This is a genomic window from Streptomyces sp. NPDC054765 (assembly GCF_053612065.1).
Genome location: NZ_JBSHBP010000001.1, coordinates 124,002 through 137,720, shown reverse-complemented (window position 1 = coordinate 137,720; position 13,719 = coordinate 124,002). Strand labels below are relative to the sequence as shown.

Below are 13,719 nucleotides of genomic sequence, written 5' to 3'. Positions count from 1 at the left end.
CATCAGCCTGCGCTGCGACGTACGGTTCAGCTGCCCGGCATCTAGAAAGCGGCTCTTTCGGTACTCCGTCGACCAGGCCCTCGCACGGCTGGGCGCGCCGCGTCGATTGACCCAAAAGTACTTCTTGTCATCGCAGGCGACTCTCGGCAGCCGTCATGTCTAGCCCTCGGAGTGACTCCCAGCGGCGGCGCCTCCGGGTGCGATGACGAACCATCCAGTCGGCTCTTCGACCACCCGGCCCTCCGCCACCAGCCTCTTGAGCCGTGCGCGGGTGGTTTCCGACCGAGAGGCTGCATCGCCGATCGATGTCGTGATCTCACTGGCTTTCATAGCGCGCCCGGAACGTGTCAGCAGCGCAAGCATCCGCTCCCGGGCCTCTTCCAGCCCCAGCGGCTCTGAGGCCGACGGCTCCGCCGCTTCGCCTGAACCAGCCGCCTCGGTCAGCTGGCTCTCTTCGCCAGCCGAGTCAACCGAAGCGGAATCATCCGCTGGGTCAGTATCCGCATTCGGCACACCATCGGTTGACAGTGACCGTAGGGTGTCGCGGGTGATCGTCAGCCGGATCAGGCGTTCTTCGACAACAGAGATCTTTTCACGCAGCGTGCCCAACTCGCCGCGAACGATGGCCTCTTCCTTATCCAGCCGATCAAATAGTGACGTCATCGCCCACCCTGATTCTCATCCCTGAGTGCGAGCGCTGGCTTGCGAGAGTGCCAGAGCCCAGGCCCCACGGTAAGGGATCTACGGAAAGACCGCAGGCGTTACGGCAGACCTCGTCCACTTCTTGTCCGACCAGCTGAGACCGTCCCCGACAGCACACGTGCCCAGCATCGAAGCCTCTTGGCCCTTGCCGCGGGCGTCTTTCAACGGTTGGGCGGGCTGACGAACACCCACGTGGATCCCACAGCTCTGGGCGGCTACACATAGATGCATCCCGCACACCCTTGGGCTCACTTCAGCGCCTAAGGCTGGCGCCCTCAAGGGACAAGTCGATATACGCCAGGTCAGCCAGCTTCCCTGACGGCATGGGCGACGCGGCTGGCAGCCTTGCGTCCCTCCATGAACCAGAGGTTCTGGCTGCCAAAGCCTTTGCGGCGGCAGGCCTCAAGGGGTCATCCTTTTTTCACGACGATGTTCAGGATTCCCTTCGGGCGCCCCTTGAGATCCTCTACAGTGAGCACGCATCGTGCACGTGGGGCAGGAGATCATCGATGCCAGGCCCCAAACCTGCCTAGAAAACCTGCAGTTGATGGAGTCTCAGTGGCACCTGACACGGTCATCCAGCGCCTGGAACGCGAGGAGGAGACCGCACGGGCAGAGATGACCGCCCTTCAGGGAAGGCTCGTCGCCCTGGAGGAGCGCCTTGCCGCGCTATCCGTCACGCGCCGTACGCTTACTGAACTCCTTGAGGCGGCCCCCGTAACGGGAGAGACACCTTCAGCGGAAGCCCACGGTAGCGAGCAGGAACCGTCGTCTGCCAAGAAACGCCCGGAGCCAGGTAAGGCAAAGCAGGCCAGCCCCCGCCGCGAGGCGCAGAGAGTGCCCAGGGGGGCCGTGAGTCAGAAGATCGTCACGCTCGTCGTGAGCGCCGACCGACCCTTGCGTGCACGTGAGGTGACGATCGCTCTGGGCCGTAAGGCACCCTCGCGCTCGCAGGTGGAAGCCATCCGCCGCGCCTGCCGCAAACTTACAGAGGCGGGTTATTTGCGGATGCTCAGCACCGGGGAGTTCACCAGGTCCGAGGGGGCTGCCTAACGCGGAGCAACAGAGCGCGGTGAACACCGCTTGGCGCCGGAAGGATCAGCCGGGGCCGAGCGCGGAGAAATGACGACGAAGAGCAGTGGTGCCGCCGAGGGATCAGTCCCGGCGGCACCGGCACACGTCACCCAGGTAGCGGCTTCGGCATGCCCACTCTGAGCGTAGCCCAGCACGGACTGCGCATGGCGCGCTGAGCCGAAATTGTCCTGCCCGCGTGTATCTCGCAGGCATGTGGAGGTTCAGCAATGCCCCGATCCGGGCCCTTTGCCCCCCGGATAGAGTCCGACCCCGAGTCCGTCCTCCAGTCGGCTCAGCGTGGCCACATCCGGCCAGCTGCCGCCGGAAAGGAGGTTGGCTACCGCCTGGCGGTTGACGCCGGTGAGGGCCGCAACGCGCCGCAGCCCGAGCCCCTGCCGGGACATATGCCTGGTCAGGGCATATGCGATGGCCTGCACCACTCGTGCTTCGGGGTGGCCGGCGATAGCCGCCTCGGGCCAGTTCTCCGGGTCCCGGGCCAGCTCCCGCGGTGGCACACTGCGGCCTCGTCCTCCGGTCATCGGAATGCGCTCCTGACGGTTGAAGTGCAGACTCACGAGACAGGTGGCTCCTTGTGTAGCCACTTCACGTGGTGTGTCCCTTTGGAGACGGAAATGAGCGGCGCGATCCTCGGCTACCAGCCGTCGGAAGAGCCGGCGGAATGGCCTCTGGTCGCCGACGGCGTCCGTATGGTGGCCGCCGCAACCTGCGATTCCGTCCCGTACCCAGTGCAGAAGCTGATGCTCGTGCTCTCCGGGCTGGCCGTGTACGCCGAGCGCGTCGGCATTGCCCGTGACCCACTGCTCTGGCTGGCGCCGGAGACGATGACCAGATTCCTGCTCGCTCGGACGAATCTGGAAGGCAACTCTGTCCAGACGTACCGGAGCATCCTTCTGCGCATCCGCGAGGCGCTGCTGTGGCTGGAGTACGGGCAGCAGCCCACACCCCGGATGAGCGCCAAATGCCGGCGCGCCGCCCCTTACACACCGCCGGAACTCGCCCGCTACCTGATGTGGGCCAGAGCGCTGCCCCCGGCGTCCGCCATCGGCGGCAGTGCGCTGGCTCTGCTGGCCCTCGGCGCAGGCTGTGGGCTCACGCGCCGCGAGGTGCTGGCCGCACGAGGTACAGACATCACCGTGCTGCCGTCCGAGGCGGTCGTCGTCGCGGTGCCGGACAGTGACCGTCTGGTGGTCTGCCGGGCGATGTGGGAAGAGGATCTCGCCGCGCGAGCCCGCGCGGCCGGCGACGGTTTCCTGTTCCTGCCGCAGCGCCAGACCGTCGCCCCGAAGAACGGCATCTCCAACTGGGTCAAGCGGAACCTGAAGGGCTCTTCTGGCCTGCCCGCCCTGAAACTCGCACGGCTGCGTAGTACCTGGATCGTGGAGCTGCTGCGACAACGCGTCCCTGAGGATGTGATCGCCAGTGCGGCCGGCATGAAGTCGACCGCCGCGCTGGCTCCTTACCGGGCATCGGTCCCACCACTCACCACCGCGGCCACCACCCGCATGCTGCGGGGCTCCGTATGAGAACTCCCGCCGACGACCCTCGCTACCAGCCCGGCAACGGACGCCCCCGGCGCCCGTATCCTCACTCATACGAACCGTCCCAGCTGGCTGCCAGCAAGGTCATGAAGCTCCGCCGGATCCTGCACCAAAGCGGCGACGTAGACCTGATCGAGGCGCGGTTCGCCGAGCTGCCGGGCCCGCCCGGCTACCCCATCCGCCTGGTTCTCCTCGGCCTGCTCTGCGCCAACTACGAAAAGGCCAGCAGCAATCTCGATGACGCCTTCGAGATCATCACCTTCGGCACCAGCGGGCGGCTGCGAACCGAACTCTCCATCCCTACTTGCGACATCGAAGACCAGGACGCAGTCAACGCGCTCTACAACCGCTTCCACCGCGCCTGGACCCGCATGAACCGGATGCTGGACGCGGCACCGCACCAGCGCCGCAGCCGGCTCCCCAGAGCCGCAGGCCGCAAGATCGCCGCGCAGTGGAACGGCAAGAGGGGGGAACAAGCCCTTCGCCAACTGGAAGAGCTCGCCAACCGGCTGGTCACCGCCCCGGTCCGTACCGCGTTCGCCAAGGGCCTGATGCGCCACTGGCGCGGCGATACGGCGATTGACACCACCGCCGTGCCGACCTGGGCCCGCCACCACACACGCAAGCGCTCTGCACTGGAGGCCAGTGCCAATTGGCACTACAAGGGCGGTGGAGAGCGGGAGTTCGGCTACAGCGCTACGCTCGCCATCGCTGCCCACGCCGACCCGGACCGGGCTGGCCGCTACCCACAGCTCATCCTCGGCATGGTGCTGCACACGCCCGAGAAGGACATGGGCCGTCATGCGCAATACGTCAGCGCTGTTCTGGCCCAGCTCACCGACCTCCGCGGTTTCACGGCGGCCGACCGTGCGTACACGAAGCTTCTGCCCGAGAACTTCCACCGGCCCATGCGCACCCTCGGCTACCTTCCGGTGCTCGACTTCGCCAAGACCCAGGTCGCCGATGAGGCAGAGCGCAACCACCAAGGCGCCATTGCCAAAGTAGGGCGGCTGTTCTGTCCCCTCACCCCGCGCCGGCTGCTCGGCCTCTACCAGCAGATCCGCAGCGCCAAGAACGAGCGTGAGCGCATCCCGCTGCGTGAGCAGTTGCAGGAGATCGAGTCGTACGCACTCACCCGCAAGGACACCCTCGATGACCGCGGTACCGAGCGGTTCTCCTGCCCTGTCACCAAGCTCAACTGCCCCTGGGCGCAAGAACGTGAGGGCCGCGGCACGCCGAAGAAGAAGGGGCCCGTGCCGGTCGTCATCGACCTCGACGACCACAGGGCACGCGCCGCGCACCCCGCCGCCCGGCCCACCGTTGAGCCGCCTGAACTTCCCATCGACGACCGCCCCAAGTGCTGCCGTCAGTCCTCCGTCACGGTGCAGTCTCACGTCATGCCCCGGATGCGGCAGGAGCTGCCTTGGCAGACGCCTTCCTGGGCCCTGGCCTACCAGACGCTGCGTGCACACATCGAGGGCGGCAACGGACGCCTGAAGTCTGTCGGCTCCGCCTTGCACGCGCGTGAGAGACGTCAGCCTCGGGGCCGTGTCGCCCAGGCCCTTCTGTCCGCCATCACCGTCATGGTGCACAACATCAAGGAGCTTGAGCAGTACCTGGCCGCCAGCAAGAAGAGCGCCGTCACGGGCCTCGACCTCGGGGCGAACGATGTCCTTCCGCCCTACCCGACGCCTGGCGAAACAGCCACGCCCCGTTCCCTGGGGATAAGCCGCAGCCCTTGAGCGAGCCCACATCCCGTAATTGAAGATCGGCACGTCGCGAGACCGCAGGAGTCTGCCTCCACGCCTGCGGTCCCCGCGGCATGTCCGCATCTCCACCCCCGGTCCGTTCCCACGCGGACCGCCGCGCTTCCCAGCGGCCCGGCAAGCTGACTTTCACACAACTAGAGGTTCAAACGCCGAGATCCCGGTCGGACGGTGACCGTCTGACCGGGATCTCGTGAACAGTTCGGGGGCTAACCCACGAACGGCCCGTCTGTGGACCTGAGGGGATTCGAACCCCTGACCCCCTCGTTGCGAACTACCGGCACGAAGGGCGCTGAGGTCATCCCGCCTGATCAACCGTCCCGTACGAGCCAACGACGGTCACGTGAAGTCGTCACGGTTGCTGTACTTCCGTGCTGTACAGCAACCAGCCGGATCAGGAGGCGCTTGCACGGTCACCACTGTTGCCACCTCTCGACATCCGCTCATAGATCACGAGGAGTGGTGTGACGTAGCCGGAGGCTTCCGGGACGCTTGCCCGACCGCTCATGATTAGCCCGACTCCGGCAAGGAGAGCGATCACGTAGACCGTGCCGCTGAGCCAGTACAGGGGCATCAACTGGCCTTGACGCTTGCCCTCTTCCATAATGAGGAAGTTCCTCTCTGCAGGGGGAGGTACCGAGGGCCATCCGCTTCGTTACCAGGCGCCGCGGATGGCTTTTCTCGTCAGAGCGATTCTCGACCAATCCACCCCATGACCGCAACTTCCAAGGCCAGAAGGTCGACATGGCTAACATTGCATACTCCAACAACTAATTGACCTTGGAAAATAAGGCATAATTAGTGATCGCCGAAGGCTACCTCCGGCAGGAACCGCAACGCCTCGCTGCCATCCCGTCTGCCATCGACCCACACGCAGTGCAGCGGGCTTGCCTGGGCCTTCTCTGCTGTACCGCAGCAACCTCGCAGGGCCAGTCGAAACGGCCAGCCACGATGGTGGGGAACTGAGCGAAGCGCCCATGACGGGCTGCGCCACATCGCGGCAGCAGATAGCTCCCTCTCAGCCACGGATCAGAGTCCGGTCCGCTCACGCTCCTGCATCCGTGACGGTGGCGGTACGGCGGCCCGCCCATGCCAGCCTGCATGCCCGGAGCGCTCGACCCCGCTGCCCCCACTCCTCCCGTAGCCAGCCTTGTCGACGGAACCAAGATCTATGGCACGGTCGGCAGTGCGCCCGCCATGTAAACCGCTCACCGCTTCCGCCCCCACCCCACCACCAACTCCTTCGTACTTCCTCGCCGCCCTCGGGGCTCCCCGCCTGGACCTGCTCTGAGCTACGGGCGCCTGCGTGGCTGCTCAGCTCGTCCTGGTGGTAGGTGACTGCGGCCGGCCTGGTGGATGGCGTCGGCAGTGGTGTTGGCCGGTGGGGTGTCTGCTCGGTCCGGTGCTGCGTTTGGGCGGGACAAAGCGTGTAGCGGATCACCCCGTGGCACTGTGGTGGCGCGGGGCCGGGGGCGGGGGCGGAGCGGGCCGAAGGCAGGAGCGTCGCCCCCAGTCCCCGAGCCCGCGCCGGCCCGCGTGGCGGGCCGGTGGGGTGTGATTCGTAGCGGCGGCTGTCAAAGCCGTTGGCCTGCGCGCCGGATGCCGAAGGCACGAAGCCCCCGCAAGGCCAGAGCCATAAGCCGCCAGCCTTCCCGCGGGGACCGAGCCGCGAGACTCTGACCAACGAGGTGCACGGCGGCTGCTGGCCTCGATCGGCACTCCACGGACTCAACGGGCTGAGACCAAGCGATCGGCACCAGAAGATCCGGCAAGAGAACGGCACCACCCGCGAGAGCTCCCGGAGTGCTCTCCCCCCACCTCCCCCTTCCCCGGCCGAAGGGCGGGGCTTGATGAGGTAGAGAAACCTGTAACAGCTCTCTCATGCGATGATCTTGGATCCCGCGGGAGGCAACAAGCAGCAGAGGCTCTGAGGGGCATGGCGAGTAGCGATATGGCTTCCTCGGGCCACGCTCAACTGCTCTCATGGTGTCGACACTGCCTGGCATCTTGGGGGTTGGAGCTTGAGTAACTTACGCGTGTCTGAGTGGAAGCGATACGGGCACGATCGGGTCTACGTATCCCTGCCAGACGGCACGAACGTCGCTTGGTTGGACCGCAAATCCGGCATCGTGACGGTACTTGAGCAAGATTATGAGTCCGCTGCCCTAAAGGCGTTGGCGAGTTACCTCCCCGCCAGTCATAAGTCGGCTCCTTCCCCGATGACTGCGGCTGACGACCTGGCGCTCAATCGGCCTGGGGAAGGGCTTCGTCAGAAGGTGGCGGAAGTATCGCCTGGTTGCTTCGCGTTGATCGTGGCGCGTTTGCTGCGAAGAAAGATCGAAGCGGACCCATGGCGAAGGGGCTTGGCGGGAGAACGCATCGTTGGGCGAGAGCTTTCGCGCCTCACCAGGTCTGGTTGGCGGGTCCTACACTCCATCCCGCTGCCGCGGGAGGTTGATATTGACCACCTGCTCATCGGCCCCGGCGGCGTGTACTGCATCAATACCAAGCACCACCGTGGCGCCAGCGTCTGGGTGGGGGACGACTCGGTGAAGGTGAACCACGGCCAGGCTCGCCCGTATGTCCGGAAGGCTCGGCACGAGGCCCTACGCGCTGGCCGGGCGATCACTCGTAGATGTGGCTTTGATGTTGAGGTTCAGTCGGCGCTCGTCTTCGTTGGCGCGAAGCAGGTTGACGTGGTTCCGACGCTGCACGACGTGCGTGTCATCCGCGGCAGGGATGTCTCATCCCTCGGCCCGCTAAGTGGAGCACTCAAGCCTGAAGAAGTAGAACTGATCTACACAGCCGCGCGGGATCGACGTACGTGGGTCGGAGCCTGAGCGGTTCCTTCTACTAATGCGGCGAGTACTGTCATCCCGCATCGAAAAGGGCCCTGCGGGTACGGTCACGTCATGAATCTGGGCCCTGAAGACGCACGGCAAAGGTTCGTGGCTTCGCCGGTTGCCCGGCTGGCCACGGCCAGTGCATCCGGCACGCCACATCTCGTTCCCGTCACCTTCGCCGCGGAAGGTGACGCGCTCTACTTCGCGGTGGATCACAAGCCCAAGACCACCAGGGATCTGCGGCGTCTGCGCAACATCCGGGAAAACGACCGCGTCGCCGCCCTCGTCGACCAATATGACGACGACTGGTCCCACCTCTGGTGGGTACGCGCTGACGGCCACGCAGAGGTGATCGAGGACGAAGCGCGACGTGGTGATCCCATCGCCCTCTTGCAATCCAAGTACGTGCAGTACCGGGAGCAGCCGCCGCAGGGGCCGGTTGTAGCGATCCGGGTAGCACGGTGGTCAGGGTGGGCCTTCGAGTGACTGTGTCATACGGTTGCCGTACTCTCGCTTGTGTAATCAAGTAGAGGTGACCCGATGGCTCAGCCGAATGTGTTCGTGCAGATCGCGAACGACTTGCGAGACCAGATCGCGGCGGGCGACCTTCCACCAGGGGAGCCGATCCCCTCCGAAAACACGCTCGCGAAGCAGTACCGAACCACTCGCCCTACGGTCCGTAAGGGCATCGCCCTCCTTAAGGCAGAGGGGCTGGTGGTCAGCAGCCAGGGTGCCCGTGCCGTCGTGCGCCCACGCCCCCGTGTGCAGATGCTGTCGACCGGTGCGAATTTCCGAGACCGGCGCAAGACGGGTAAGAGCAATTTCAACGCGGAGGTGGCAGCGCAAGGCGCTCGACCCGAGCAGCGGATCCTGAGCGTTGAACTGCTGCCGGCGCCGCAGGAGGTAGCGGAACGCCTGGGGCTCGCCGAAGGGGCGGAAGTGGTCGTTCGCCGACGACTGTTCCTCGTTGACGATGAGCCCATGCAGCTATGCGACGGCTACTATCCGGCAGCGCTGTTCGCGGGTACGGCGGTCGCCGAGCCGCGGCGCATCCGCGGTGGTGTGAGTGCGCTTGTTGAGGATCCGGACGGTCCGATTGGGCAAAGGATCACGCAGTTTGTTGAAGACCTGGACGTTCGCATGCCGACGCCGAGTGAGATCGAGGATCTGAGCATCCCTCCGGGTGTACCGCTTGCCCGGGTGTGGCGTGCTGCGCATGTGGCGGATGGGTCGATCGTGGAAGTCCTCGACTCGCGGGTCCCTTGCGACCGCCATGTTTTTCGGTACGTGATTGACGTGCCGTGACCAGCTGATTCGGCGTCAGGGGGCCTTCTGGGCCCTCTTTTTTTGCGGCCAACTACTTGTATATCCAAGTTGGCTGACGTACGGTCATCCCAGCTTGGTTATACAAGCTGCATCGTACGGGGCGACGTTCGGCGCTTGGCTGCCGTAGCCCCTCAAACGAGGAGAGACCTCATGCCTTCGTTCAAGATCGACACTTCGACTGCTGTGGTGTTCGTCGCGACCGCGCCGACTCCGAAGCTCGTGAACAAGCAGACCGGTGAGATCGCGGTGGACCGTGAGTCCGGCGCCAAGATGATGACGGTGGGCCTGCTCATCTCGGATGAGGGTGAGGGGAACCTCTACCAGGTGGCGATCCCGGAGACGGGTGTGCCGGAGAAGCTGAACCCGGGTACGCCGGTCTCGGTGGTGGGGCTGAAGGCGCGGGACTGGGAGAACGAGTTCAACGGCCAGAAGCGCCACGGCATCTCGTTCCGCGCCGTCGCCGTCACGCCCGGGGCCTGATCATGTCGGACCTGACCACCCTTCTCGAAGCGACCGGCGCCTTAGCGGGTGCGGGCGGCCTCGGCTACGCGAAGGTTCGCGCCCCGCGCGTGTACTGGTCGCTGGTGGGCCTCCCGGTCACCTGGGGCCGGTTCACGGTGACGTACGGAGCCACGATGGACGTGTGCGGTCTGACGGTGCAGCCGTCTGGTCTGCGGGCGTTCATGGTCCGCAACGTTGCCCGCCGGGAAGTCCAGCCCGTGCCGCCGAAGGTGCGCCGGGTTCGTGGCACCTCGACGGGGCTGCGGGTTTCGCTGCGGCTTCCCGCCGGTCTGGAACCTGCGGACGTGGCGGCGGCCTCCGAACGGCTCCGGCATGCCTGGGGCGTCCACTCCGTGAACGTGGTGGAGGCCAAGCCGGGTGTGGTGGAGCTGCGGATGACCGGCTACGACGTGCTCAGGCGCGTCCGGATGCCGCGTCGTCTCAAGGCCGGGCCGATGGTGGTTCCCGTCGCGTTGCGCGATGACGGGACTGTGTTCGTCCGCGACTACGTCAAGGTGCCGCACGCTTTGACGCTCGGGGCGAACCAGTCGGGCAAGTCGATGTATCAGCGCAACCTCGTCGCGGGGCTGGCCAAGCTCCCGGTGGGGTTGATCGGTATCGACTGCAAGCGTGGGGTGGAGCAGTCCGCCTACGCGCCGCGTCTCTCCGCCCTTGCCACCACCCCGGATCAGGCCTCCAGCCTGCTGGACGTGCTGGTCGAGGAGATGGAAACCCGCTTTGACCTGCTCAGCGAGCATCGCGTCTCTAACCTGTGGGACCTGCCCAAGAACATACGGCCCATGCCTCTGGTGGTCCTCGTGGACGAAGTGGCGGAGCTGTTCCTGACCGCCGCGAAGAAGGACGAGGAACGCCGGGACCGGATGGTGATGCAGATGGTCCGCCTGGGGCAGATGGCCCGCGCAGTCGGCATCTATCTGGAGATCTGCGGGCAGCGTTTCGGCTCCGAACTCGGCAAGGGCGCCACCATGCTCCGCGCCCAGCTCACCGGCCGCGTTGTCCACCGCGTCAACGACAAGCAGACCGCGGAAATGGGCCTGGGGGACATTGCACCGGAGGCGGTGTTCGCGGTGACGACGATCGCCCCCGACCGTCCCGGCGTCGCGGTGGCCGGTGACTCCTCCGGCGGCTGGTCGCGCATCCGCACCCCGCAGACTTCCCCTGCTGAGGCTGCCGCGGTCTGCCGGGAGTACGCCCACCTCACCCCAGCTCTCCCCGCCCTGGCCCCGTTCCGCCCGGCTGTGCCGGCCGAACCGGCTCCGGATGACGCGCCCTCACTGATCAAGCCCCGGCCCGTCACCGAGTAACGCCCCCTCCACACCGGTTGGCGTGACCGTCTCGCGCCAGGTCCCTACCCCGCCCATGCCCAAAACCGAGCCGAGAGGACCAATGGCCATGGCCGCATCCAAGGGCACCACCCGACGCAAGGCCCCGAATAAGTGTGCCGACTGCGACGGCAAGGGAGAGACCAGCTCCGCCGTCCGGGTCGGCACGCGCAGCAAGAAGGTCACCGACCACCAGCAGGCCGCCCTGTGCACCGCGTGCTGGGGCACCGGCGACGCCCCCAACTGACCGCCCCGGCCGGGCGGCTGGCTCTTTAGGGCACCGCCGCCCGGTCCTTCTCCCCTTGGAAGGAGGACGCGATGACCAAGCCCCAAGCGGAACGGACCGCGATTCTCGTCGCCGGTGCCGTGATCATGGTCCTGACCATCGCCGCGTTCTGGCTCTCCTACGCCCACCTCGCCTCCGTCGCCCAATCCCATGGCCTGGCCAGCTCGTCCGAACGCCGATGGGCCTGGCCCGGCACGATCGATCTGTTCATCCTGGCCGGTGAGGTCCTGATGTTCCGCGCCGGACTCCGCCACATCACCGACTGGTGGGCCATCGGGCTGACTGTCGCCGGATCGCTCGGCAGCATCGGCCTCAACGTCGCCGGAGTCGGAGCAAACGCCCCCGCTCTCGATTACGTGGTGGCGGCCGTGCCCCCGTCCGCCGCGCTGCTGGCCTTCGGCGCACTGATGCGACAGGTGCACACCCTCGTGATCGACCCGGCCCAGGCCCCGGAGCCCGTACCCACCCCGGTTACGAAGTCGGTCACTGTCGAACGCCCCGTGGCATCACCGCCGGTCGAACTGCCCACGCCCGTACCGGTCTCCACGGAAGTTCCCGAAGCCACTGAGGAGCCGTCGCCGGAGCCTGCCCCGGTCACGCCCCGGCCCGCCGCGTCGGCGCCTGCGGTTCCGCCGGCACTGCTCGACCACGCCCGCAAGATCGCTGACACCCACCGCGCCTCGACCGGCTCCCCGATCGACTCCGCGACTTTGCGCGCTCGCCTCGGTGTCCCGCCGGTCCTGGCCGACGCCATCACCGCCCAACTCGCCTGACACGAAAGGAATCAGCTCATGTCCTTCCTCTCCTTCGATCATCCCGCCGACTTCCTGGCGGCGGCAGACGAGATGGTCAGCTCGGGTCGTCCGGCTCTGGCTCGTCTCCTCGTTGAGGAAGCAGCGAACCGTACCGAGGACCCTGACGAAGCTGCCTGGATTCGTGACGAGTGGCTTGGCCCCAACCACAAGACGGAGGGCTGACCATGCCGCGCCCGAACCGCTTCTACGACGTGACCCGCATCGGCCCCGTCCAGGTCGGCTCCCACTACGACGGCCGTGGCCGCACCAAGCACACCGCCGCCTGCACCGCGCCCGGCTGCGGCTTCTCCGCCGACTACCGCGACCGCTCCGCCGCCGAACTCGCCGCCCGCACCCACCGCTGCAACCCCTGACCCGAGACAGGAGAACCACCATGTTCACCCCGAAATACCCCGCCCCCGACATCGCCCCGACCATCGCCCCGGCCCCGGTCGTGCCGACCACCCCGGCCGCGCCCCGGGTCCCTGTCCCGGTCGAAGAAGTCCACGCCCCCGTCGTACCGGTTGCCCCGCAGGTGCCCATGCCGACCGCCCGCCGCACGGTTCAGCTCACCCCGGCCGCCGTGGTCACCGTCGCCGCCGGAGGAACCGCCGCCGTCCTCATCATCGGCACGGTCCTGGTCTCCATGCTCCTGGCCACCGCCATCACCGCCGCCTCCGTCGCAGTCTGCGGCGTCGTCCTGCGCTCGCTCCTGACCAACTCCCACAGCAAGCACTGAAAGGGAGTCCCGCCATGGGCATGTTCAGCCGCAAGACCAGCGACTCCAGCGATGACCGGGCCATGACCGAACTCGGCCGCGAGTACGCCATCGCCAAGCGCCACGGCGACCGCAAGACCGCCAACCGCCTCACCCGCCAGATCGGCGGCAACGGCAGCACCGACGAAGAGCGGGTCGCGTTCTGGAAGGGCGCCGACGCCTACGACGAGATCCCGCCGGCCTACTCCAAGCGCCGCAACCACCGCCGCTAAGGGGCCCCCGGGGCGGCCTCGGTCGCCAAACTTCCGCCGCCCCGGGCGCCTGCACCCCTCCCAGATCCAATGACCCGAAAGGGAAGCCCCATCATGCCTCAGCGCGCCCACAACCTGCCTGTCTGCCCTGCTTGCGACGGCTTCCCCGTCGTCGCGATCACCACGGGCTCCTGCCACCGTGACGGCTCCCGCGCGACCATCCATGCCACCTGCCCCACTTGCAAGGGCACCGGCCACAAGCTCCCCACCGCCGCCCTTGCCACCGCGGGGAGGTCGTGATGGGACTCCTGAACTGGCGCGACCACGACCACTTCGACCCCACCGGCGCCCAGCCCTGCACCCAGTGCGGCACCGCAACTCCACTGCGCGCCCACTCCGGCGAACCAGTCCACAAGGTGTGCGCGGAGGACTGGAACGACCGCAACCCCAACGCTCCTCGCCTCCGCGCCCTGTCCGACAAAGGCACGCCCTACGAGCTGGGAACCGAGCGCTACCACTCCGACCGGCCCACGAAGCGGACCGGAAAGAAGTGATC

Annotated in this window: 19 protein-coding genes; 16 read left to right on the top strand and 3 right to left on the bottom strand. The window is 66.7% G+C overall.

Translation table 11 applies throughout. From position 1 onward, the window contains the following. Positions 1-159: 159 nt before the first annotated feature. A complete protein-coding gene (locus ACWGJY_RS00745) occupies positions 160-663 on the bottom strand; it encodes a hypothetical protein (RefSeq protein ID WP_453258628.1) in 504 nt (167 codons plus the stop codon). 597 nt (positions 664-1,260) lie between these two features. Here ACWGJY_RS00745 and ACWGJY_RS00740 point away from each other — a divergent pair. Further along, positions 1,261-1,755: a hypothetical protein gene (locus tag ACWGJY_RS00740; protein WP_453258627.1), complete on the top strand. Its 495-nt coding sequence runs from the start codon at positions 1,261-1,263 to the stop codon at positions 1,753-1,755. A gap of 242 nt (positions 1,756-1,997) precedes the next feature. Here the strand turns inward: ACWGJY_RS00740 and ACWGJY_RS00735 are convergent, their stop codons facing one another. After that, the gene (locus ACWGJY_RS00735) at positions 1,998-2,351 is read right to left on the bottom strand and encodes a helix-turn-helix domain-containing protein (RefSeq protein ID WP_453258626.1); all 354 of its coding nucleotides are present in this window, start codon (positions 2,349-2,351) and stop codon (positions 1,998-2,000) included. A 57-nt stretch (positions 2,352-2,408) separates the two neighbouring features. On the opposite strand from ACWGJY_RS00735, the gene ACWGJY_RS00730 reads away from it, so the two are divergent. After that, positions 2,409-3,320 carry a hypothetical protein gene (locus ACWGJY_RS00730; protein ID WP_453258625.1) on the top strand — a complete coding sequence of 304 codons (912 nt, stop codon included), beginning with the start codon at positions 2,409-2,411 and terminating at the stop codon, positions 3,318-3,320. Positions 3,321-3,421: 101 nt separating this feature from the next. Beyond that, positions 3,422-5,077, top strand: coding sequence for a hypothetical protein (locus tag ACWGJY_RS00725; protein WP_453258624.1), 1,656 nt, complete (start codon positions 3,422-3,424; stop codon positions 5,075-5,077). A 418-nt stretch (positions 5,078-5,495) separates the two neighbouring features. On the opposite strand, the gene ACWGJY_RS00720 is transcribed toward ACWGJY_RS00725, so the two are convergent. Continuing rightward, positions 5,496-5,705: a hypothetical protein gene (locus ACWGJY_RS00720; protein ID WP_453258623.1), complete on the bottom strand. Its 210-nt coding sequence runs from the start codon at positions 5,703-5,705 to the stop codon at positions 5,496-5,498. Positions 5,706-7,209: 1,504 nt separating this feature from the next. Here ACWGJY_RS00720 and ACWGJY_RS00715 point away from each other — a divergent pair. The 13 genes from ACWGJY_RS00715 to ACWGJY_RS00655 all read left to right on the top strand — a co-directional run bounded on the left by ACWGJY_RS00715 (position 7,210) and on the right by ACWGJY_RS00655 (position 13,717). Further along, positions 7,210-7,941, top strand: a complete 732-nt coding sequence (locus ACWGJY_RS00715) for a nuclease-related domain-containing protein (protein ID WP_453258622.1) — start codon at positions 7,210-7,212, stop codon at positions 7,939-7,941. Between the two features lie 72 nt (positions 7,942-8,013). Beyond that, complete coding sequence (locus ACWGJY_RS00710) at positions 8,014-8,430, top strand: TIGR03668 family PPOX class F420-dependent oxidoreductase (protein ID WP_453258621.1); 417 nt, start codon at positions 8,014-8,016, stop codon at positions 8,428-8,430. 54 nt (positions 8,431-8,484) lie between these two features. Continuing rightward, entirely contained in the window at positions 8,485-9,249 is a 765-nt protein-coding gene (locus ACWGJY_RS00705; protein WP_453258620.1) for a GntR family transcriptional regulator, read from the top strand. Between the two features lie 171 nt (positions 9,250-9,420). Beyond that, positions 9,421-9,750, top strand: coding sequence for an SCO3933 family regulatory protein (locus ACWGJY_RS00700; RefSeq protein WP_453258619.1), 330 nt, complete (start codon positions 9,421-9,423; stop codon positions 9,748-9,750). A gap of 2 nt (positions 9,751-9,752) precedes the next feature. Then, entirely contained in the window at positions 9,753-11,096 is a 1,344-nt protein-coding gene (locus tag ACWGJY_RS00695; RefSeq protein ID WP_453258618.1) for an FtsK/SpoIIIE domain-containing protein, read from the top strand. An 88-nt stretch (positions 11,097-11,184) separates the two neighbouring features. Beyond that, the gene (locus tag ACWGJY_RS00690; protein WP_453258617.1) at positions 11,185-11,361 is read left to right on the top strand and encodes a hypothetical protein; all 177 of its coding nucleotides are present in this window, start codon (positions 11,185-11,187) and stop codon (positions 11,359-11,361) included. 71 nt (positions 11,362-11,432) lie between these two features. Then, positions 11,433-12,173, top strand: coding sequence for a DUF2637 domain-containing protein (locus ACWGJY_RS00685; protein ID WP_453258616.1), 741 nt, complete (start codon positions 11,433-11,435; stop codon positions 12,171-12,173). An 18-nt stretch (positions 12,174-12,191) separates the two neighbouring features. After that, complete coding sequence (locus tag ACWGJY_RS00680; RefSeq protein ID WP_453258615.1) at positions 12,192-12,377, top strand: hypothetical protein; 186 nt, start codon at positions 12,192-12,194, stop codon at positions 12,375-12,377. Between the two features lie 2 nt (positions 12,378-12,379). Then, positions 12,380-12,568: a mobile element transfer protein gene (locus ACWGJY_RS00675; RefSeq protein WP_453258614.1), complete on the top strand. Its 189-nt coding sequence runs from the start codon at positions 12,380-12,382 to the stop codon at positions 12,566-12,568. A 20-nt stretch (positions 12,569-12,588) separates the two neighbouring features. Continuing rightward, positions 12,589-12,933, top strand: a complete 345-nt coding sequence (locus tag ACWGJY_RS00670; RefSeq protein ID WP_453258613.1) for a SpdD protein — start codon at positions 12,589-12,591, stop codon at positions 12,931-12,933. 14 nt (positions 12,934-12,947) lie between these two features. After that, positions 12,948-13,184, top strand: a complete 237-nt coding sequence (locus ACWGJY_RS00665) for a hypothetical protein (RefSeq protein WP_453258612.1) — start codon at positions 12,948-12,950, stop codon at positions 13,182-13,184. A 93-nt stretch (positions 13,185-13,277) separates the two neighbouring features. After that, entirely contained in the window at positions 13,278-13,463 is a 186-nt protein-coding gene (locus ACWGJY_RS00660) for a hypothetical protein (RefSeq protein WP_453258611.1), read from the top strand. Further along, positions 13,463-13,717: a hypothetical protein gene (locus ACWGJY_RS00655; protein ID WP_453258610.1), complete on the top strand. Its 255-nt coding sequence runs from the start codon at positions 13,463-13,465 to the stop codon at positions 13,715-13,717. The genes ACWGJY_RS00660 and ACWGJY_RS00655 overlap by 1 nt, the downstream gene beginning before the upstream one ends. Positions 13,718-13,719: the final 2 nt, after the last annotated feature.

Excerpts from the sequence above, each read along its gene's own strand:
- ACWGJY_RS00745 (WP_453258628.1), bottom strand. The coding sequence starts at position 663 with ATGACGTCACTATTTGATCGGCTGGATAAGGAAGAGGCCATCGTTCGC.
- ACWGJY_RS00730 (WP_453258625.1), top strand. The coding sequence starts at position 2,409 with ATGAGCGGCGCGATCCTCGGCTACCAGCCGTCGGAAGAGCCGGCGGAA.
- ACWGJY_RS00725 (WP_453258624.1), top strand. The coding sequence starts at position 3,422 with ATGAAGCTCCGCCGGATCCTGCACCAAAGCGGCGACGTAGACCTGATC.
- ACWGJY_RS00720 (WP_453258623.1), bottom strand. The coding sequence starts at position 5,705 with ATGGAAGAGGGCAAGCGTCAAGGCCAGTTGATGCCCCTGTACTGGCTC.
- ACWGJY_RS00710 (WP_453258621.1), top strand. The coding sequence starts at position 8,014 with ATGAATCTGGGCCCTGAAGACGCACGGCAAAGGTTCGTGGCTTCGCCG.
- ACWGJY_RS00705 (WP_453258620.1), top strand. The coding sequence starts at position 8,485 with ATGGCTCAGCCGAATGTGTTCGTGCAGATCGCGAACGACTTGCGAGAC.
- ACWGJY_RS00700 (WP_453258619.1), top strand. The coding sequence starts at position 9,421 with ATGCCTTCGTTCAAGATCGACACTTCGACTGCTGTGGTGTTCGTCGCG.
- ACWGJY_RS00695 (WP_453258618.1), top strand. The coding sequence starts at position 9,753 with ATGTCGGACCTGACCACCCTTCTCGAAGCGACCGGCGCCTTAGCGGGT.
- ACWGJY_RS00690 (WP_453258617.1), top strand. The coding sequence starts at position 11,185 with ATGGCCGCATCCAAGGGCACCACCCGACGCAAGGCCCCGAATAAGTGT.
- ACWGJY_RS00685 (WP_453258616.1), top strand. The coding sequence starts at position 11,433 with ATGACCAAGCCCCAAGCGGAACGGACCGCGATTCTCGTCGCCGGTGCC.
- ACWGJY_RS00680 (WP_453258615.1), top strand. The coding sequence starts at position 12,192 with ATGTCCTTCCTCTCCTTCGATCATCCCGCCGACTTCCTGGCGGCGGCA.
- ACWGJY_RS00675 (WP_453258614.1), top strand. The coding sequence starts at position 12,380 with ATGCCGCGCCCGAACCGCTTCTACGACGTGACCCGCATCGGCCCCGTC.
- ACWGJY_RS00670 (WP_453258613.1), top strand. The coding sequence starts at position 12,589 with ATGTTCACCCCGAAATACCCCGCCCCCGACATCGCCCCGACCATCGCC.
- ACWGJY_RS00665 (WP_453258612.1), top strand. The coding sequence starts at position 12,948 with ATGGGCATGTTCAGCCGCAAGACCAGCGACTCCAGCGATGACCGGGCC.
- ACWGJY_RS00660 (WP_453258611.1), top strand. The coding sequence starts at position 13,278 with ATGCCTCAGCGCGCCCACAACCTGCCTGTCTGCCCTGCTTGCGACGGC.
- ACWGJY_RS00655 (WP_453258610.1), top strand. The coding sequence starts at position 13,463 with ATGGGACTCCTGAACTGGCGCGACCACGACCACTTCGACCCCACCGGC.